Source organism: Variovorax sp. 770b2, assembly GCF_900115685.1.
GTDB lineage: Bacteria > Pseudomonadota > Gammaproteobacteria > Burkholderiales > Burkholderiaceae_C > Variovorax.
In genome coordinates this window covers 2245183-2261796 of record NZ_FOXJ01000001.1, presented here as the reverse complement: position 1 = coordinate 2261796, position 16614 = coordinate 2245183, and the positions used below count along the sequence as shown (strand labels likewise).

The 16614-nt window shown below is 67.5% G+C and carries 14 protein-coding genes; all 14 read left to right on the top strand.

Annotated elements, in window-relative coordinates; genetic code table 11:
* Window positions 1-12: 12 nt before the first annotated feature.
* Complete coding sequence (locus tag BM133_RS10320) at window positions 13-849, top strand: IclR family transcriptional regulator (protein ID WP_093433471.1); 837 nt, start codon at window positions 13-15, stop codon at window positions 847-849.
* A 5-nt stretch (window positions 850-854) separates the two neighbouring features.
* Window positions 855-1694: an SDR family oxidoreductase gene (locus BM133_RS10315; RefSeq protein WP_371286315.1), complete on the top strand. Its 840-nt coding sequence runs from the start codon at window positions 855-857 to the stop codon at window positions 1692-1694.
* Entirely contained in the window at window positions 1687-3384 is a 1698-nt protein-coding gene (locus tag BM133_RS10310) for a thiamine pyrophosphate-binding protein (RefSeq protein WP_093433470.1), read from the top strand. The genes BM133_RS10315 and BM133_RS10310 overlap by 8 nt, the downstream gene beginning before the upstream one ends.
* Window positions 3385-3404: 20 nt before the next feature.
* Window positions 3405-4202: an aspartate dehydrogenase gene (locus BM133_RS10305; RefSeq protein WP_093435231.1), complete on the top strand. Its 798-nt coding sequence runs from the start codon at window positions 3405-3407 to the stop codon at window positions 4200-4202.
* 15 nt (window positions 4203-4217) lie between these two features.
* Complete coding sequence (locus BM133_RS10300; protein ID WP_093433468.1) at window positions 4218-5693, top strand: aldehyde dehydrogenase; 1476 nt, start codon at window positions 4218-4220, stop codon at window positions 5691-5693.
* A gap of 13 nt (window positions 5694-5706) precedes the next feature.
* Window positions 5707-6678 carry a VOC family protein gene (locus BM133_RS10295; protein ID WP_093433467.1) on the top strand — a complete coding sequence of 324 codons (972 nt, stop codon included), beginning with the start codon at window positions 5707-5709 and terminating at the stop codon, window positions 6676-6678.
* Between the two features lie 14 nt (window positions 6679-6692).
* Window positions 6693-7679: a Bug family tripartite tricarboxylate transporter substrate binding protein gene (locus BM133_RS10290; protein WP_093435229.1), complete on the top strand. Its 987-nt coding sequence runs from the start codon at window positions 6693-6695 to the stop codon at window positions 7677-7679.
* Between the two features lie 31 nt (window positions 7680-7710).
* A complete protein-coding gene (locus tag BM133_RS10285; protein WP_093433465.1) occupies window positions 7711-8868 on the top strand; it encodes an FAD-dependent monooxygenase in 1158 nt (385 codons plus the stop codon).
* A gap of 31 nt (window positions 8869-8899) precedes the next feature.
* Window positions 8900-9121: a recombinase-like helix-turn-helix domain-containing protein gene (locus BM133_RS10280; protein WP_093433464.1), complete on the top strand. Its 222-nt coding sequence runs from the start codon at window positions 8900-8902 to the stop codon at window positions 9119-9121.
* A gap of 12 nt (window positions 9122-9133) precedes the next feature.
* A complete protein-coding gene (locus BM133_RS10275; RefSeq protein ID WP_093433462.1) occupies window positions 9134-10180 on the top strand; it encodes an aromatic ring-hydroxylating oxygenase subunit alpha in 1047 nt (348 codons plus the stop codon).
* Between the two features lie 19 nt (window positions 10181-10199).
* The gene (locus tag BM133_RS10270) at window positions 10200-11168 is read left to right on the top strand and encodes a PDR/VanB family oxidoreductase (protein WP_093433461.1); all 969 of its coding nucleotides are present in this window, start codon (window positions 10200-10202) and stop codon (window positions 11166-11168) included.
* 46 nt (window positions 11169-11214) lie between these two features.
* Entirely contained in the window at window positions 11215-12321 is a 1107-nt protein-coding gene (locus BM133_RS10265; protein ID WP_093433459.1) for a porin, read from the top strand.
* 41 nt (window positions 12322-12362) lie between these two features.
* Window positions 12363-13679 (top strand): MFS transporter, encoded by a 1317-nt coding sequence (locus BM133_RS10260; protein ID WP_093433457.1) that lies wholly within the window; start codon window positions 12363-12365, stop codon window positions 13677-13679.
* A gap of 683 nt (window positions 13680-14362) precedes the next feature.
* Window positions 14363-16582, top strand: coding sequence for a M1 family metallopeptidase (locus BM133_RS10255; RefSeq protein WP_093433456.1), 2220 nt, complete (start codon window positions 14363-14365; stop codon window positions 16580-16582).
* Window positions 16583-16614: the final 32 nt, after the last annotated feature.

Sequence of the window (16614 nt, the reverse complement as noted above, 5' to 3'; positions counted from 1 at the left end):
CAACGAATCACCATGGCAACGAACGACAACGAAGTGATGGAAGAGGGCGCCGACCGCTACAACGTGCCCGCGCTGGAGCGCGGCCTGCGCGTGCTGTGCGAGTTCAGCCGCGAGAACCGCACGCTCTCCGCGCCCGAGCTGGCGCGCCGCTTCGACCTGCCGCGCTCGACCGTCTTCCGCCTGCTCACCACGCTGGAGAACATGGGCTTCCTGGAGCGCGCCGAGGGCGGCCGCGACTACCGCCTGGGCCTCGCGGTGCTGCGCCTGGGCTTCGAATACCTCGCCTCGCTGGAGCTCACGCAGCTGGGCACGCCGCTGCTCAATCGCCTGTGCGACGAGCTGCGCACGCCCTGCAACCTGGTGGTGCGCGACGGCCGCTCGATCGTCTACGTCGCCAAGGTCGCGCCGCCCACACCGTTCGCGAGCTCGGTCACCGTGGGCACGCGCCTGCCGGCCCATGCCACGGTGCTGGGCCGCGTGCTGCTGGAAGACCTCACGCTGCCGCAGCTGCGCGCGCTGTACCCCGAAGACAAGCTGGAGACCTTCTCGCCGAGCACGCCCAAGACGGTGAACGAACTCTTCGACATGGTGCAGGCCGACCGCTCGCGCGGCTACGTGCTGGGCGAAGGCTTCTTCGAATCGAACATCTCCAGCATCGCAGCGCCGGTGCGCGACCACAGCGGCCACATCGTGGCGGCGCTGGGCGCGACCATCACCTCGGACCACATCGAGGAAAGCCGCATGGACGAGATGGTGCTGCGCGTGCGCGGCGTCGCCGACGAGATCTCGGGCCTCCTGAACTACTCGCCTGCGCGCGGCAACAAGGTGGTGCCGCTTCGCAGCGCGTAAAGGACATGACGATGACGATGCAGTCTTCTCATTTCTTTGCCGCCGACGCGCTGGCGGGCCGCGTGGCCGTGGTCACCGGCGGGTCCTCGGGCATCGGCCTCGCGACGGTCGAGTTGCTGCTTGCCAGCGGCGCCGCGGTGGCGCTGTGCGGCCGCAACGCCGAGCGCCTGGACCGTGCGGTGGCCGGCCTCCGCGATCAGTTCCCCCACGCGAAGCTCTTCGCGCAGCCTTGCGACGTGCTCGACGGCGCTGCGGTCAAGGCCTTCGCCGCCGCGAGCGAAGCCGCGCTCGGCCAGGCCTCGATGCTCGTCAACAACGCGGGGCAGGGCCGCGTCTCCACCTTCGCCGACACCGAGGACGCAGCCTGGATGGACGAGCTGCACCTGAAGTTCTTCTCCGTCATCCACCCGACGCGCGCCTTCCTGCCGCAGCTCGCGGCGCAGCGCGCGGTGCTGGGCGATGCCGCCATCGTCTGCGCCAACTCGCTGCTGGCGCGCCAGCCCGAGCCGCACATGGTCGCCACTTCGGCCGCGCGCGCGGGCCTGCTGAACCTCGTGCGCTCGATGGCCACCGAGTTCGCGCCGCAGGGCGTGCGCGTCAACGGCATCCTGATCGGCCTGGTCGAGTCGGGCCAGTGGCGCCGCCGCTTCGAGGCGCGCGAAGACAAGTCGCAAGACTGGGCCGCCTGGAGCAGCCAGCTCGCGAAGACCAAACACATCCCGCTGGGTCGCCTGGGGCTTCCGATCGAAGCCGCACGCGCGATCCTTTTTCTCGCTTCGCCCCTCGCGTCGTACACGACGGGCAGCCACATCGACATTTCCGGAGGCCATTCCCGCCATGCATAACCCCCATAACACCGTCACTGTCGGCGCTGTCGTCGCCGCCTTTCTCGAACAGTGCGGCGTCAAGGCAGCCTTCGGCGTGATCTCGATCCACAACATGCCGATCCTCGATGCGTTCGCGCAGCGCGGCACGATCCGCTTCATCTCCGCACGCGGGGAGGCGGGCGCGGGCAACATGGCCGACGCCTATGCGCGCTCCACCGCCAGCCTGGGCGTGTGCATCACCAGCACCGGCCCGGCCGCGGGCAACATCGCGGGCAGCATGGTCGAGGCGCTGACCGCCGGTGCGCCGCTCTTGCACATCACGGGGCAGATCGAGACGCCGTACCTGGATAAGGGCATGTCGTACATCCACGAGGCACCCGACCAGCTCGCCATGCTCAAAGCGGTGTCGAAGGCGGCCCTGCGCGTGCGCAGCGTGGGGACGGTGCTCGGCACGCTCAAGCGCGCGGTACAGCTCGCGCTGACCGCGCCGACCGGCCCCGTGAGCGTGGAGATTCCGATCGACATCCAATCGGCGCTGACGACCATGCCGGCCGACCTGTCGCCGCTGCCCATCGAGCGCCCCGTGCCCTCGGCCGCCGGTCTCGATGCGCTGGCCGCGCGCCTCGCATCCGCCAAGCGCCCGCTGCTGTGGGTCGGCGGCGGTGCGCGCCACGCCCGCGCCGCGATCGAACGCCTGCAGAAGCTGGGCTTCGGCGTGGTCACCACCACGCAGGGCCGCGGCACCGTGCCCGAGGACGACGCCGGCTCGCTGGGCGCCTACAACATCCAGAAGCCGGTCGAGGCCCTCTACCAGACCTGCGACGCGATGCTCGTGGTCGGCTCGCGCCTGCGCGGCAACGAGACGCTCAAGTACGAGCTGAAGCTGCCGCGCCCGCTGTACCGCATCGACGCCGATGCCGCCGCCGAAGGCCGCTGCTATGCCTCCGAGGCCTTCGTCTGCGGCGATTCGGCACTCGCGCTCGAAGGCCTGGCAGATCGCCTCGAGGCGAAGGGTTACCGGGCCGATGCCCAACTGCTGGTCGACCTGCGCGCCGCGCACGACCAGGCGGTGGCCACGCTGCGCGACGGCCTCGGCCCGTATGCCGAACTCGTGCGCCGCATCCAGTCGGTGGCGGGCCGCAAGTTCAACTGGGTGCGCGACGTGACCGTCTCCAACAGCACCTGGGGCAACCGCGAACTGCGCATCTTCGAGCCGAGCGCCGGCGTGCATGCCACGGGCGGCGGCATCGGGCAGGGCATGCCGATGGCGATTGGCGCGGCCATCGGTGCGGCCGTGACCGGCTCGGGCCGCAAGACCTTCTGCCTGGCCGGCGACGGCGGCTTCATCCTGAACCTGGGCGAGCTCGCCTGCATGGTGCAGGAGAAGGCGCCGATGGTGATCGTGCTCATGAACGACAAGAGCTACGGCGTCATCAAGAACATCCAGGACGCGCAGTACGGCGGCCGCCAGTGCTATGCCGAGCTGCACACGCCCGACTACGACCTGCTGTGCAAGTCGATCGCGCTGCCGCACGCCCGCGTGAAGGACCTGGCCGACCTGCCGGCACGGCTGGACGAGGCGCTGTCCACCGACGGCCCCTTCCTGCTGGAGATCGACATGCTCTCCATCGGCGGCTTCAAGACCAGCTTCGCCGGCCCGCCGACCAACACGGTCACGCAGATTCCCGCGCTCGGTACGGCCCGGTGAAAGCAAACGCAGCCAAGCCCATGACCGCCCTCACACGCATCGCACTCATCGGCTGCGGAGCCATCGGCACCGCGGTGCTGGAACTGCTGCGCGGCGATCCGGCCCTGCGGGTGACGGTCATCGTCGTGCCCGTCGAGGGCATGGCGGCCGCGCAGAAGGCCGTGCCGGGTGCAGAGGTGCTGAGCATGGTGCCCGTCGCCGGCATCGACCTCGTGGTCGAGACGGCGGGCCACGCCGCCATCGAGGAGCATGTGCTGCCGGCGCTCGCGCGCGGCACGCCTTGCGTGGTGGCTTCGGTCGGCGCGCTGTCGGCGCCGGGTCTCGCTGAAAAGCTCGAAGCCGCCGCCGTCGCAGGCCGCACGCAGGTGCAGCTGATTCCCGGCGCCATCGGCGGAATCGATGCGCTCGCCGCGGCCCGCATCGGCGGCCTGGACAGCGTGCGCTACACCGGCCGGAAGCCCCCGCAGGCCTGGAAGGGCACGCCGGCCGAACAGGGCCGCGACCTCGAGGCGCTGGCAGAGGCCACCGTGATCTTCGAAGGCAACGCGCGCGAAGCGGCCTTGCTCTATCCGAAGAACGCCAACGTCGCGGCCACCGTCTCGCTCGCGGGGCTGGGGCTCGACAAGACACTGGTCCGCCTGATCGCCGACCCCGCCACCGCCGAGAACGTGCACACCGTCGAGGCCGAAGGCGCTTTCGGCAGCTTCGAGCTGACCATGCGCAACAAGCCGCTCGCGGCCAACCCCAAGACCTCGGCGCTGACCGTGTACAGCGCGGTGCGGGCGCTGCGCAACCGCGTCGCGCCGCTGTCCATCTGACCTCCGAGCCATCCCATGATTTCTTCCGAACTTCTCCCGATCTGCATTGCCGGCGAATGGCGCCTGGGCGGTGGCGATGTGTATGAAAGCCTGTATCCCGCCACGGGCGAGCCGATCGCGCGCCTGAAGGCCGCGAGCCTGGCTGACGTCGAGGAGGCGATCACCCGCGCCGACCACGCCTTCCGCACCAGCGGCTGGGCCCAGCGCCTGCCGCACGAGCGCGCGGCCGTGCTGCACCGCGTGGCGCAGCTGATCCGCGACGAAAGCGAATCGCTCGCGCAGAAGCAGCGGCTGGACAACGGCAAGCCGATCACCGAAACCCGCAACCTCGTGGCGAGCGCCGCGGGCACCTTCCAGTTCTTCGCCGCCGCGCTGGAGACGCTCGAAGAAACCATCACCCCGTCGCGCGGCGCCTTCGTCACGATGAGCGTGCACGAGCCCATGGGCGTGGTCGCGGCCATCACGCCGTGGAACTCGCCGATCGCGAGCGAAGCGCAGAAGCTCGCGCCCGCGCTCGCGGCCGGCAATGCGGTGGTCGTGAAGCCCGCCGAAGTCACGCCGCTCATGGCGCTGGAACTGGCGCGCATCTGCGAGCAGGCCGGCGTGCCCAAGGGCATCGTGAGCGTGCTGCCGGGCAAGGGCTCGGTGATCGGCGATGCGATCACCAAGCATCCGCTGGTCAAGCGCGTGTCGTTCACGGGCGGCACCACCACCGGCAAGCACATCGCCCACATCGCGGCCGACAAGATGATGCCGGTGTCGCTGGAGCTGGGCGGCAAGTCGCCCACCATGGTGCTGGACGACGCGGACCTGGACCATGCGGTGAACGGCGTGCTGTACGGCATCTTCAGTTCGTCGGGCGAATCGTGCATCGCGGGCTCGCGCCTTTTTGTCGCGCGCAGCATCTACGACGAGTTCCTCACGCGGCTGGCCGAAGGCGCCAATGCACTGCGCGTGGGCGATCCGGCATCGGAGCAGACGCAGATGGGGCCGCTCATCACGGCGAAGCACCGTGAAGGCATCGAGCGCTATGTGGACCTGGGCGTATCCGAAGGCGGCCGCATCCGCACCGGTGGCGTGCGTCCGCACGGCGCCGGCTACGACAACGGCTACTTCTACAAGCCGACCATCATCGAAGGCCTGGACAACAGCGCGCGCATCAGCCAGGAAGAGATCTTCGGCCCGGTGCTCGTGGCGATGCCTTTCGACGACGAGGAATCGCTGATCGCACAGGCCAACGACAGCGTCTACGCACTGGCCGCGGGCGTGTGGAGCCGCGATTTCAAGCGCGCCTGGAAGCTCGGCCGTGCGGTGCAGGCCGGCACGGTCTGGGTCAACACCTACAAGCAGTTCTCCGTCTCGACGCCGTTCGGCGGCTGGCGCGACAGTGGCCTCGGCCGCGAGAAGGGCCGCGAAGGCATCTTCCAGTACATGGAGCAAAAGAGCATGTACTGGGGCACGAACGATCAACCGCTCCCGTGGGCGAACTGAAGAGGACACCACCATGAGCGTTCTAGGCATCGACCAGATCACCTACGGGGCAGACGACCTGCCCGCCTGCCGCCAGTTCTTCGAGGACTGGGGCCTCGCGCTGAAGTCGGAAGCGGCCGACGAACTCGTCTTCGAGTGCCTCAACGGCTGCAAGGTCGTCGTCGCGGCGTTGGACAAGGCGGGCCTGCCGCCCGCGATGGAAGAGGGCCCGACACTGCGCGAAGTGGTGTGGGGCGTGCAAGGCGATGCGGACCTCGACCGCTACGCCGCCGCCATCGCGCAGGACCCGGCATTCTTCGACCGCACCGTCGATGGCGCACGCCGCATCGGCTGCATCGACCCCAACGGCCTCGCCGTGCGCCTGCAGGTCAGCCGCAAGCACGCGGTCGAGGTCGACTGCGGTGCGATGAACACCTGGAACGCCAAGCCGCGTGTCAACCAGGCCGCACCGATCTACGACCGTGCAACGCCCATCGAAGTCGGCCACGTGGTGTTCTTCGTCAACGACGTGGTGGGCACCAGCGCGTTCTACGCAGATCGCTTCGGCTTCGTTTCGTCCGACAGCTATCCGAACCGCGGCGCCTTCATGCGCTGTGCGGCGGAGGGCGGCCACCACGACCTGTTCCTGCTGCAGATTCCCTCGGGCAAGCGCGGGCTCAACCACGTGGCCTTCACCGTGCGCGACATCCACGAAGTGTTCGGCGGCGGCCTGCATTTCTCGCGCCGCGGCTGGGAGACGCAGCTCGGCCCGGGCCGGCATCCGGTGTCTTCGGCGTACTTCTGGTACTTCAAGAACCCGGCAGGCGGCCTGATCGAGTACTACGCCGACGAAGACCAGCTCACGGCCGAATGGCAGCCGCGCGAATTTGAACCCGGTCCGACAGTGTTCGCCGAATGGGCGGTCGATGGCGGGCTCGATGGCAACACGCGTCGCCAGAAGAACGCGGAGGGCCCGAAAGGTGCTTTCCTCACAGAGAAGAAATGACTTCCTCGATCACCATGCAACGACGCTTTTCCTTCTCCCTTCTGATCGCGGCACTGGCAGCGGTCGCATTGCCTGCGCACGCGCAGAGCGATGCGCAGAAGCAGCTGGCCAGCGACCGCTTCACCATCGTCTCGCCGTTCCCGCCCGGCGGCCCGGTCGACACGCTGGCCCGTGTGCTTTCCGATGGGCTCGCCAAGCGCTACGGCCAGGCGGCCGTGGTCGAGAACCTCGTGGGCGCGGCCGGCAACATCGGCATCGACAAGGTCAAGCGCGCGAAGGGCGATGGCCACACGCTGCTCGTGGTGCCTGCGGGCAACCTCACGATCAACCCGACGCTGATGCCGAACTTTCCGTTCGACATCGCGAAGGACTTCGTGCCCGTCACCATGCTGGCCAAGGCCCCCAACGTGCTGGTGGCCGCGCCGTCGTCGGGCATCAAGAGCGCCAAGGAGCTGGTGGCGATGGCCAAGGCCAAGCCCAACACGCTCTCGTACGCCTCTCCGGGCGTGGGCAGCGGCCTGCACCTGGCGGGCGAACTGTTCAAGCAGCAGGCCGGCATCGACCTGCTGCACGTGCCCTACAAGGGCACGGCCCCGGCGCTCAACGACGTGCTCGGCGGCTCGGTGCCGCTGATGTTCAGCAACCTGCCTGCGACCATGCCCTTCATCAAGAACGGCAAGCTCATCGCGCTGGGCGTGACCGAGGCCACGCGCAGCGCGGCGGCGCCCGATATCCCGACGCTGGCGGAGCAGGGCATCCAGGGCGTGACCGTGACCTCGTGGTACGGCTTGCTGGCGCCCAGGGGCACGCCGCCTGCCGTGGTCGAGCAACTCGCAAAAGATGCGGCGCAGATGCTGGCCCAGCCCGACGTGCGCGAGCGCCTGAAGGTGCAGGGCATGACCGATGCGGCGATGAAGCCTTCGGAATTCGCCGCGCACATCCGCGAAGAAACAGCCGTGTGGGCCCGGATCATCAAGGCCCGCAACATCGTGGCCGAGTGAGCCGCATGCAGGAAAGAGCAGAGAGACACTCATGAAGACAAGCGAATCCACCATCGGCATCGTCGGTGCCGGCATCGGCGGCCTGGTGGCTGCGATCGCGCTGCGGCGCGCGGGCCACGACGTGGTCGTGTTCGAGCAGGCGAAGCAGTTCGCCCGCGTCGGCGCCGACATCAACCTGACGCCCAACGCGGTGCGTGCGCTCGATGGCCTGGGCGTCGGCGAAGCGGCCCGCGTGACGGCGGCGCGCCCGTCGCACCGCATCAGCCGCACCTACGACACCGGCGAGGAAACCTCGCGCCTGGAAATGGCCGACTCGGCGGAGGAGCGCTACGGTGCGCCGCAGCTCACCATCCACCGCGCCGACCTGCTGGCCGCATTGGCCGAGATGTTCCCGGCCGAGCGCGTCGCCCTGGGCAAGCGTGCAGAAAAGATCGAGGCGGACGAAGAGGGCGTGACCCTCTCGTTCACCGACGGCACCAGCGCACGCGTCGGCGCGCTGCTGGGCGCCGACGGCATCCACTCGTGCGTGCGCACCGCGATGTTCGGCGCCGAGAGCCCGCGCTTCACCGGCATCGTCGCCTACCGCGCCGTGGTGCCCGCCGAGCGCGTGGCCGGCGTGCCGAACCTCGGCGCCTTCACCAAGTGGTGGGGGCCGAACCCGCAAAGCCAGATCGTCACATTCCCGCTGAACCGCGGCAAGGACATCTTCATCTTCGCGACCACGCCGCAGGACACCTGGCACCTCGAATCGTGGACCGCGCCCGGCAGCGTCGACGAGCTGCGGGAGCAGTACGTGGCCTACCACCCCGAGGCGCGCGCCTTGCTCGACGCCTGCGATACGGTGCTGAAGACCGCGCTGTACGAACGCGACCCGATGCCCGCCTGGACCGCAGGCCGCATGGCGCTGCTCGGCGACGCCGCGCACCCGATGCTGCCGTTCATGGCGCAGGGCGCGGGCATGGCGATCGAAGACGCGGTCGTGCTGTCGCGCCACCTCGAAGGCGTCGCGATGGCCGATGCGGCCGATGCGCTGAAGAGTTACGAGAAAGCCCGCATCGAGCGCGCCAGCCAGGTGCAGCTCGGCTCGCGCGGCAACAACTGGCTGCGCGAAGGCGGCAATGCGGACTGGGTCTACGGCTACGACGCCTGGGCCGTGCCGCTAGGCGCACCTGTCGCAGCCGTCGCCTGATTTCATTTCACCTCACCCCCGGAGGCCCACGATGCAACAAGACCGCTATCTCCAACCGCACCAGGCGCGCCAGCGCCCCGCGACCACCTACGAAGACCTGCTGGGCGACGTGATCGAACGCGCCTTCGCCGATGGCATCCACGACCTCGGCGGATTGGTGCAGCGCCTGAACGACAGCGGCCTCGCCACCCCCGGCGGCCAGCCCTGGACCGAAGCGCTGTACCGCAAGGAAATGGCCGTGCTCGGCGCCTGAGAGGAATCCATCATGAACATCGCCATTCAACCCATCGCTGCGGACCCGGTCGACCACTTGCTGGAGGTCGGCCTGAAAGACCTCTGGTATCCGATCTGCCCCTCGCACTTCATCAAGGAGAACCCCATCTCGCTGCGCCGCCTGGGCCGCAAGCTCGCGCTCTGGCGCGACGGCGAAGGCGTGCTGCATGCGCTGGAAGACCGCTGCCCGCACCGCGGCGCGCCGCTGTCGCAGGGCGTGATCCTGGGCGACCGCCTCTCGTGCCCGTACCACGGCGTCGAGGTGCGCCATGACGGCGTGGTCACGCGCGTGCCCGGCAGCCCCGGCTGCAAGCTGGAAGGCTCGCAGGCCACGCGGCACTTCCATGTGCAGGAGCGCGCGGGTGCGGTGTTCCTCTACAACTCGAAGGAATCGGTCGACATTCCGCCGCCGCTGGTGCTGCCCGAGCAGCTGACCGACGACGCCGAGTACGGCAGCTTCCTCTGCTACACCGAGTGGAAGGGCGACTACCGCTACGTGCTGGACAACGTGATGGACCCGATGCACGGCACGTACCTGCACAAGCAGTCGCACTCGATGGCCGAAGGCGATTCGAGCGCCAAGTTCGGCATCCGCGCGACCGACATCGGCTTCGTGTTCGAGAAGGAAGGCCAGCGCAACGTCAACTTCGACTGGACCGAGTGGGCCGACACCGGCATCCACTGGATGCGGCTGGAAATTCCGTACCCCAAGACCGGCGGCCCCGGCGGCAACTTCATCATCGTCGGTGCCTTCTCGCCGATCGCCAAGGGCATGACGGCCACCTTTTTCTGGCGCGTGCGCAAACTCCCGAAGGGCTGGGAGCGCGACACCTGGCGCTTCCTCTACAAGAACCGCCTGGAGGCGCGCCACTGGCACGTGCTGGAGCAGGACCGCGTGATGCTCGAGGAGATGGAGGCCGACGCCAACCAGCACGAGAACCTGTACCAGCACGACCTGGGCATCGTCCGCCTGCGCCGCCACATGCGCAACCTCGCGGTCGCGCAACTGGCGGAAGCGGCCGAAGCCGCGACGGCCTGACAGGGAAGCGAGCGCAGCCATGTCTTCTCCCACGCTGAACGCCCTCGTGCACACGATGCGCTACGAGGCCGACGGCATCGTGAGCGTCGAGTTCCGGCCGGCCACGCCTGCCGTGGACTTTCCTGCCTTCGAGGCCGGCTCCCATATCGACCTGCACTTGCCCAACGGGCTGGTGCGCAGCTACTCGCTGTGCAATCCGTCCAGCGACCGGCAGCGCTACGTGGTGGGCGTGCTCAACGACCGCAAGAGCCGCGGCGGTTCGCGCTACGTGCACCAGCAACTGCGCGTGGGCATGACGCTGCCGATCTCGGCACCACGCAACAACTTCAAGCTGCAAGAAAGTGCCGAGCGTTCGGTGCTCGTGGCCGGCGGCATCGGCGTGACGCCCATCTGGTGCATGCTGCAACGGCTCGTGGCCATCGGCCAGCCGGTGGAACTCCTGTACTGCGCGCGCACCCGCAAGGAGGCCGCGTTCTGCGAGGCCATCGAGGCGCTCGCGAAGGAGAAGTCGATCCAGCTCACCTGGCACTTCGACGAAGAGAAGGGCGCACCGCCGGACCTCGCGGCGCTGCTGGCCGGCAAGGGCGCGACCAGCCACTACTACTGCTGCGGCCCGACGCCGATGCTCGATGCGTTCGAGAAGAACTGCGAGCAGCTCGGCTACGCCAACGCGCACATCGAGCGTTTCGCCGCGGTGCATGTGGAGGCACCTAGCGCCACGCAAAGCTATGTAGTGCAGTGTGCGAAGAGCGGCAAGAGCGTCGAGGTGCCGGCCGGCAAGTCGATCCTGGACAGCCTCATCGACGCCGGCCTCAACCCCGACCACAGCTGCAAGGAAGGCGTCTGCGGCGCCTGCGAAACAGCGGTGCTCGAAGGCGAGGTCGAGCACCACGACGGCATCCTCACCAAGATCGAACGTGCGTCCAACAAGACCATGATGATCTGCGTCTCTCGCTGCAAGGGCGAGCGGCTGGTGCTGGACATCTGAGGCCATTCACACCCGACGGCCAGAGAAAAACCAACCGAGACATCCATTGAAAAAGTACTTGATCGCGCTGGCTTCGGCCAGCGTGGCTGGCGGAGCGCTGGCCCAATCTTCCCTCACGCTCTTCGGCGTGGTCGACGCGGCCGTCACCTACACGCGCGGCAGCGGCGACGGCTCGGCCCACAAGACGCAGCTGTCCAACAGCGGCAACATGTTCAGCCGCCTCGGCTTTCGCGGCACCGAAGACCTGGGTGGCGGCTACTCGGCCAACTTCTGGCTCGAGATGGGCTTGCAGAACGACAGCGCGATGGGCTTCCCATCGAACTCGAACAACCAGGCCAGCGGCAACGGCACCGCGGGCGTGCTGAGCTTCAACCGCCGCTCGACCGTGAGCCTGGCCGGCCCGTTCGGCGAGCTGCGCATGGGCCGCGACTACGTGCCCGCGTTCTGGAACACTGCCATCTTCGACCCCTTCGGCACGGGCAGCGGCATCGGCGCCAACCAGATCTATTTCTCGGGTCTGGGCGGCCTCGTTGCGCCCACGGGCACGCGCGCATCGAACAGCGTTGGCTACCTGCTGCCGGCCTCGCTCGGCGGTTTCTACGGGCAGGTGATGTACGCGATGGGCGAGAACGATTCGACCTCGGTGCTGCCGGGTACGCTGGTGTCGAACCAGCGCGATGGCAACCACACGGGCCTGCGCTTGGGTTACCAGAGCGGCGGCCTCAACATCGCCATTGCCACCGGCAAGACGCGCTATGCGAGTGGCGACCTGCGCGTGACAAATCTCGGCGCCGCGTACACCTTCGGTCCGTCGCTCATGAACCTGAAGCTCACGAGCGAGCTGTACACGGAGTCGAAGGGCACGACCGACGCCAAGGGCGCGCTCATCGGCTTCCAGCTGCCCATCGGCGTGGGCGAGATCAAGGGCTCGTATGCGCGCTACCGGCTGGAGCCAGCGGGCGCGGCGCTGAAGCCCACCTCGTCGAAGCTGGCCATCGGCTATGTGCACAACCTCTCCAAGCGCACCGCGCTGTACGCGACCATCGCGCGCATCAGCAACAGCCACGGTGCCGCGCAGGCGCTCTCGGGTGCGATCACCGCGCCGAACCGTGCCTCCAGCGGCACCGAGTTCGGCATGCGCCACATGTTCTAGGACCGGGCGCACGCGCCACCGCAGCAGCAGAAAGCAATCCCATGCAGAGCAAACACCTTCGTTGGTACGGCGTCGTCACGCTGTTCGTGATCGTCGCGATCTCCTACGTGGACCGCATCAACATCGCGGTGCTGATCACCGATGCCGCGTTCCTGAATCACGTGGGCCTCGCGGCGAACGACCGCGTGGGCCAGGGCCTGCTGGCGACGGCGTTCATGCTCGGCTATGGCGTGTCGGCCTTCGTGCTCACGCCATTCTGCTCGGCACTCTTCGGCGTGCGGCGCAGCCTGGTCTACGGGCTGGTGCTGTGGGGCGTGGTGACGTGGGCCTCGCCGATGTTCAACAGCTACGGCCTGCTGCTGGCCTCGCGCATTCTCCTGGGCGTGTCGGAAGGGCCGCTGTTCTCGCTGGCCTCGTCGTACATCAAGGCGCACTTCCAGAGCCACGAGAACGGCAAGCCCAATGCGCTCGTGAACATGGGCACGGGCCTGGGCCTGGCCATCGGCTATCCGCTGGTGGGCTACCTGCTCGCGCAGTTCCAGTGGGACACCTCGTTCCATGTGCTGGGCGTCATGAACATCGCGCTCGGCATTCCGCTCGTACTGGCGTTCGTGCGCATGCCGCCCGGCAAGGAAGACGCGGTGCGGCCTTCGTCGCTCGGCGAAGCGATGGCGCGCGTGGGCGCGATCGTGAAGGGCGCGCTGCAGACGCGGCACCTGTTCCTCATCACCTTGCTCACTTCTGCGGCGCTGGCCTATCTCTGGGGCAGCAGCAACTGGCTGCCCACGTACCTGCACGAGGCACGCGGCTTCTCGTTGCGCGAGATGGGCTGGCTCGCTTCGTTGCCGCAGTACGCCACGGTGCTCGCCGTGCTCGTGAGCGGCGTCGTCATCGACAGGATCGAACGCGCGCACGTGCCCTTCATCTTCATGGGGGCGAGCGTGGGCGTGGCGCTGTCGGTGCTGATGGCGATCAACGCGCACGATCCGTATGCCGCGGCGTGCTGCCTGGTCGCGGCCAACTTCTTCTGGGGACTGCAGAGCCCCGCGATCCCGAGCACGATCCAGTATTGCTCCCGGCCCGAGCACACGGCGAGCGCGTTCGGCGTGACCAACGGGGCAGGGAGCCTCGTGGCGGGCTTCATGCCGGCGTTGATGGGCGGCGTGATCAGCGCGGTGTCGCATGGCTCGTCGGCATCGGGCGCGGCCAGTGCATCGGCCGCTTCCGCATCGGGCTTCTTCGCGGGCTTCGCGCTGCTGATCGGCACGCAGGTCGTGGTGTTCGGCTGCGGCTTCGTGCTGTGGCTGCGCGAACGCACGCGCACGGCTCCGCGCGTTGCGCATTCACAGGTTTTGTAGCGCCTGTATCGCTTTGAGGCGCGGAGTGTGGCTGCATCGTCACACCCGATGACTACGAGTTTTCGTGTCGACGCAGCACGTGCGCCGCATCCGCAGAACCATCTTCGTATCGCACGACATGCATCGAATGCAGTGACTCCATTCGTCCTATCGCGCGCGAACATTTTGAGAGCGAAAAGTTCCGCGAGTCGTTGAGAGATCGCAGTCGATCAGCTACAACTGAGCGCATTCAACGGACGAGGGAATGCGCGTGATATCAACGACAAGAGCCGCAAGAATTCTGATCCTGACGAGCACAGCGCGTGTCGTTCATGCGATGCATGAACGACCGGCGCCGATGCGCGGGCGCTAAGGCCGCACCCGCCTCGAGGCCCGATCCCCCGCATCCCCATCCACCCGCGCATCGACGGGAATGGAAGCCATCACCCCCCGCATCCTGGGGCCGCCTGCATAGCTTGCAGCGTGGCCTGGCGTCGCACGTTCATCGCTTGTTCGTGATGCGCCGGCCGAAGAAAAATTCCGGTGGTTCCATGTCGTCCTGACGAACGTCTCGTTCGCCGGGAGGGTGCGGTGCTGCCTGTTCGCAGCGTCAGTTGTTCTTCCATCACCGCGCGTGTCCGCGCATCGCCGGCTACCCGCCGGTGCATGCAAGGCCAGCGCAATGTCCTTACCAGAAGGCGATCATGAAAAAACTCAATTACTCCCTCGTGAATCATCTTGCCATCACCGCAGTGACCCTTGCCGTCATCACGGCTTGCGGCGGCGGCGGAGACAGCGCCCCTTCGTTCGGCGGTGGCGCGGGTGTCGGCCTTTCGGGCCCGATCACGTCCGGCCCCGCATCCGACAGCGCGGCCAAGACACCGGACGACGGCGTGCCCGCACCCGCTGCCGTGGCCGCGGTGGACAAGTCCGCCAAGCCGATGGAACTGCCCGACACCGTCTGGCCGAGCAACTACAAGCTGTGGTTCCGCCCCGATGCGGCGCTCAAGACTTTCGTGGGCCGCGGCGACGTGGAGATCGAGGTGCTCAAGCCGGTCGATGCGATCGTCGTGGCCGCGCACAACCTGAACTTCGCCAAGGGCCGCACCACGCTGCGCAAGGTGTCGAATCCGGGCGAGGCGATACCGCTGATCCCGACACCGCAGACGCTCGGTGACTTCGTGCAGCTGCGCCTGAACGACGGCCAGATCGCCAAGGGCAAGTACCTGCTGCACATGGAGTGGGACGGCAAGATCCAGTTCTCCGATGCGGAGTACTGCCCGCCCGCCGAAGTGGCGCGCAACCCGTTCTGCTCGGCCGCCACCGGCATCTTCAAGGTGGGTCTGTCCACGCCCGAAGGCGTGAGCAGCGATGCCATCGTGACGCAAGGCGAAACCAACTACGCGCGGCAATGGTTCCCCGGTTGGGACGAGCCGGCCTTCCGCCACACCTTCGAGATTTCGGCCGAGGTGCCGGGCGACTGGAAGACGGTGTCCAACGGCGCGCAGAAGTCGGCGGTGAAGCTGCCCGACGGCTACCAGCAGGTGGCGTTCGAGAAGACGCCCTCGATGCCGATGTACCTCACCTTCTTCGGCGGCGGCAAGTTCGACATCCTGGCCGACACCTTCAAGAACCCGCTGGACGGCAGCGACATGCCGCTGCGCTGGTTCACGCCGCCGGGCCGCTCGGACTGGGCCAAGTTCGCGATGGAGTGGACCAAGGTGTCGATGGACTACTACTACAAGTACACCGGCATCCCGCTGCCCTTCAAGAAGTTCGACACCGTCGCGGCCAACGACAGCTACAACAACAAGCCCAACACCGGCTTCGGCGGCATGGAGAACTGGGGCTCGATCTTCGAGTTCGCCGACGCGGTGCTGACCAAGCCCGGCGACACGCCCACGCTGTACTCGGTGACGGTGGTGACGCACGAGGTGGCGCACCAGTGGTTCGGTGACCTGGTCACGCTCGACTGGTGGGACAACGTGTGGCTCAACGAGTCGTTCGCGCGCTGGTTCGAGCGGCGCACCACGATCAAATTCCACCCCGAGTACTACAGCTTCTCGGACTACGTGCTGGACAAGCACAACGTGATCGTGGCGGACCTGAAGAACACGGCGGTGCCGGTGCAGCGCAACCTGAACGACGCGGGTTCGTTCGGCTTCATCAGCCCGTCGATCTTCGTCTACAACAAGGGCAGCCACGTGCTGGAGACGATCCAGAACTACATCGGCGAGGAGGCGATGCAAAAGGGCCTGCAGATCTACCTGAAGGACTATGCGTACGGCAACGTCACGCCGTCGCGGCTGTGGAGTTCGCTGGAGAAGGTGACCGACAAGAAGGTGAGCGACATCGGCGACAGCCTCATCCGCCAGACGGGCATTCCGCTCCTGACGGTGGATGCGCAATGCGCCGGCGACCGCACCTACGTGAACATCTCGCAGGAGGCGTTCCCCAACCAGAACCAGTTCCCGGCCTCGACGTGGACCATCCCCGTCACGCTGGCGTACGGCAATTCGATGGAGCAACGCAAGACCTTCGTGATGTCGAACAACGCGGTGCAGCTGGAGCTGCCGGGGTGCACGGCGGTGCTGGCCGGGCCGACCGGACAGGACTACTACGTGAGCAACTACAGCGCGCAGTCGTGGAGCGACCTGCTGGCCAAGGTGCAGAACCTGGCGGCCAACAAGCCCTTGTTGCTGAACATCGAGCGCGACGCGTTCCGCCTTCTCGGCGTGGGCCGCATCACGCAGGCGCAGTACGACCAGATCAAGGGCGTGCTGAACCTGCCGGCGCCGGTGCTCGCCAAGACGCAGCTGAGCCAGCAGAAGATGGCGGCGGTGGACGCAGGCGAGAAGGAAGAGTACCCGCACGCACTGCGCTTCCAGGGCAGCCTGAAGCTGCGCGAGAACGACAAGCGCTGACCTTCGTGACCTGTGCGTGATGCCGGCCGGGC

What these genes read in the sequence shown, in the direction of transcription:
- BM133_RS10280 (WP_093433464.1), top strand. Translation starts at nt 8,900, where the DNA reads ATGCAACAAGACCGCTATCTCCAACCGCACCAGGCGCGCCAGCGCCCC.
- BM133_RS10320 (WP_093433471.1), top strand. Translation starts at nt 13, where the DNA reads ATGGCAACGAACGACAACGAAGTGATGGAAGAGGGCGCCGACCGCTAC.
- BM133_RS10270 (WP_093433461.1), top strand. Translation starts at nt 10,200, where the DNA reads ATGTCTTCTCCCACGCTGAACGCCCTCGTGCACACGATGCGCTACGAG.
- BM133_RS10300 (WP_093433468.1), top strand. Translation starts at nt 4,218, where the DNA reads ATGATTTCTTCCGAACTTCTCCCGATCTGCATTGCCGGCGAATGGCGC.
- BM133_RS10295 (WP_093433467.1), top strand. Translation starts at nt 5,707, where the DNA reads ATGAGCGTTCTAGGCATCGACCAGATCACCTACGGGGCAGACGACCTG.
- BM133_RS10285 (WP_093433465.1), top strand. Translation starts at nt 7,711, where the DNA reads ATGAAGACAAGCGAATCCACCATCGGCATCGTCGGTGCCGGCATCGGC.
- BM133_RS10290 (WP_093435229.1), top strand. Translation starts at nt 6,693, where the DNA reads ATGCAACGACGCTTTTCCTTCTCCCTTCTGATCGCGGCACTGGCAGCG.
- BM133_RS10255 (WP_093433456.1), top strand. Translation starts at nt 14,363, where the DNA reads ATGAAAAAACTCAATTACTCCCTCGTGAATCATCTTGCCATCACCGCA.
- BM133_RS10305 (WP_093435231.1), top strand. Translation starts at nt 3,405, where the DNA reads ATGACCGCCCTCACACGCATCGCACTCATCGGCTGCGGAGCCATCGGC.
- BM133_RS10275 (WP_093433462.1), top strand. Translation starts at nt 9,134, where the DNA reads ATGAACATCGCCATTCAACCCATCGCTGCGGACCCGGTCGACCACTTG.
- BM133_RS10315 (WP_371286315.1), top strand. Translation starts at nt 855, where the DNA reads ATGACGATGACGATGCAGTCTTCTCATTTCTTTGCCGCCGACGCGCTG.
- BM133_RS10310 (WP_093433470.1), top strand. Translation starts at nt 1,687, where the DNA reads ATGCATAACCCCCATAACACCGTCACTGTCGGCGCTGTCGTCGCCGCC.
- BM133_RS10260 (WP_093433457.1), top strand. Translation starts at nt 12,363, where the DNA reads ATGCAGAGCAAACACCTTCGTTGGTACGGCGTCGTCACGCTGTTCGTG.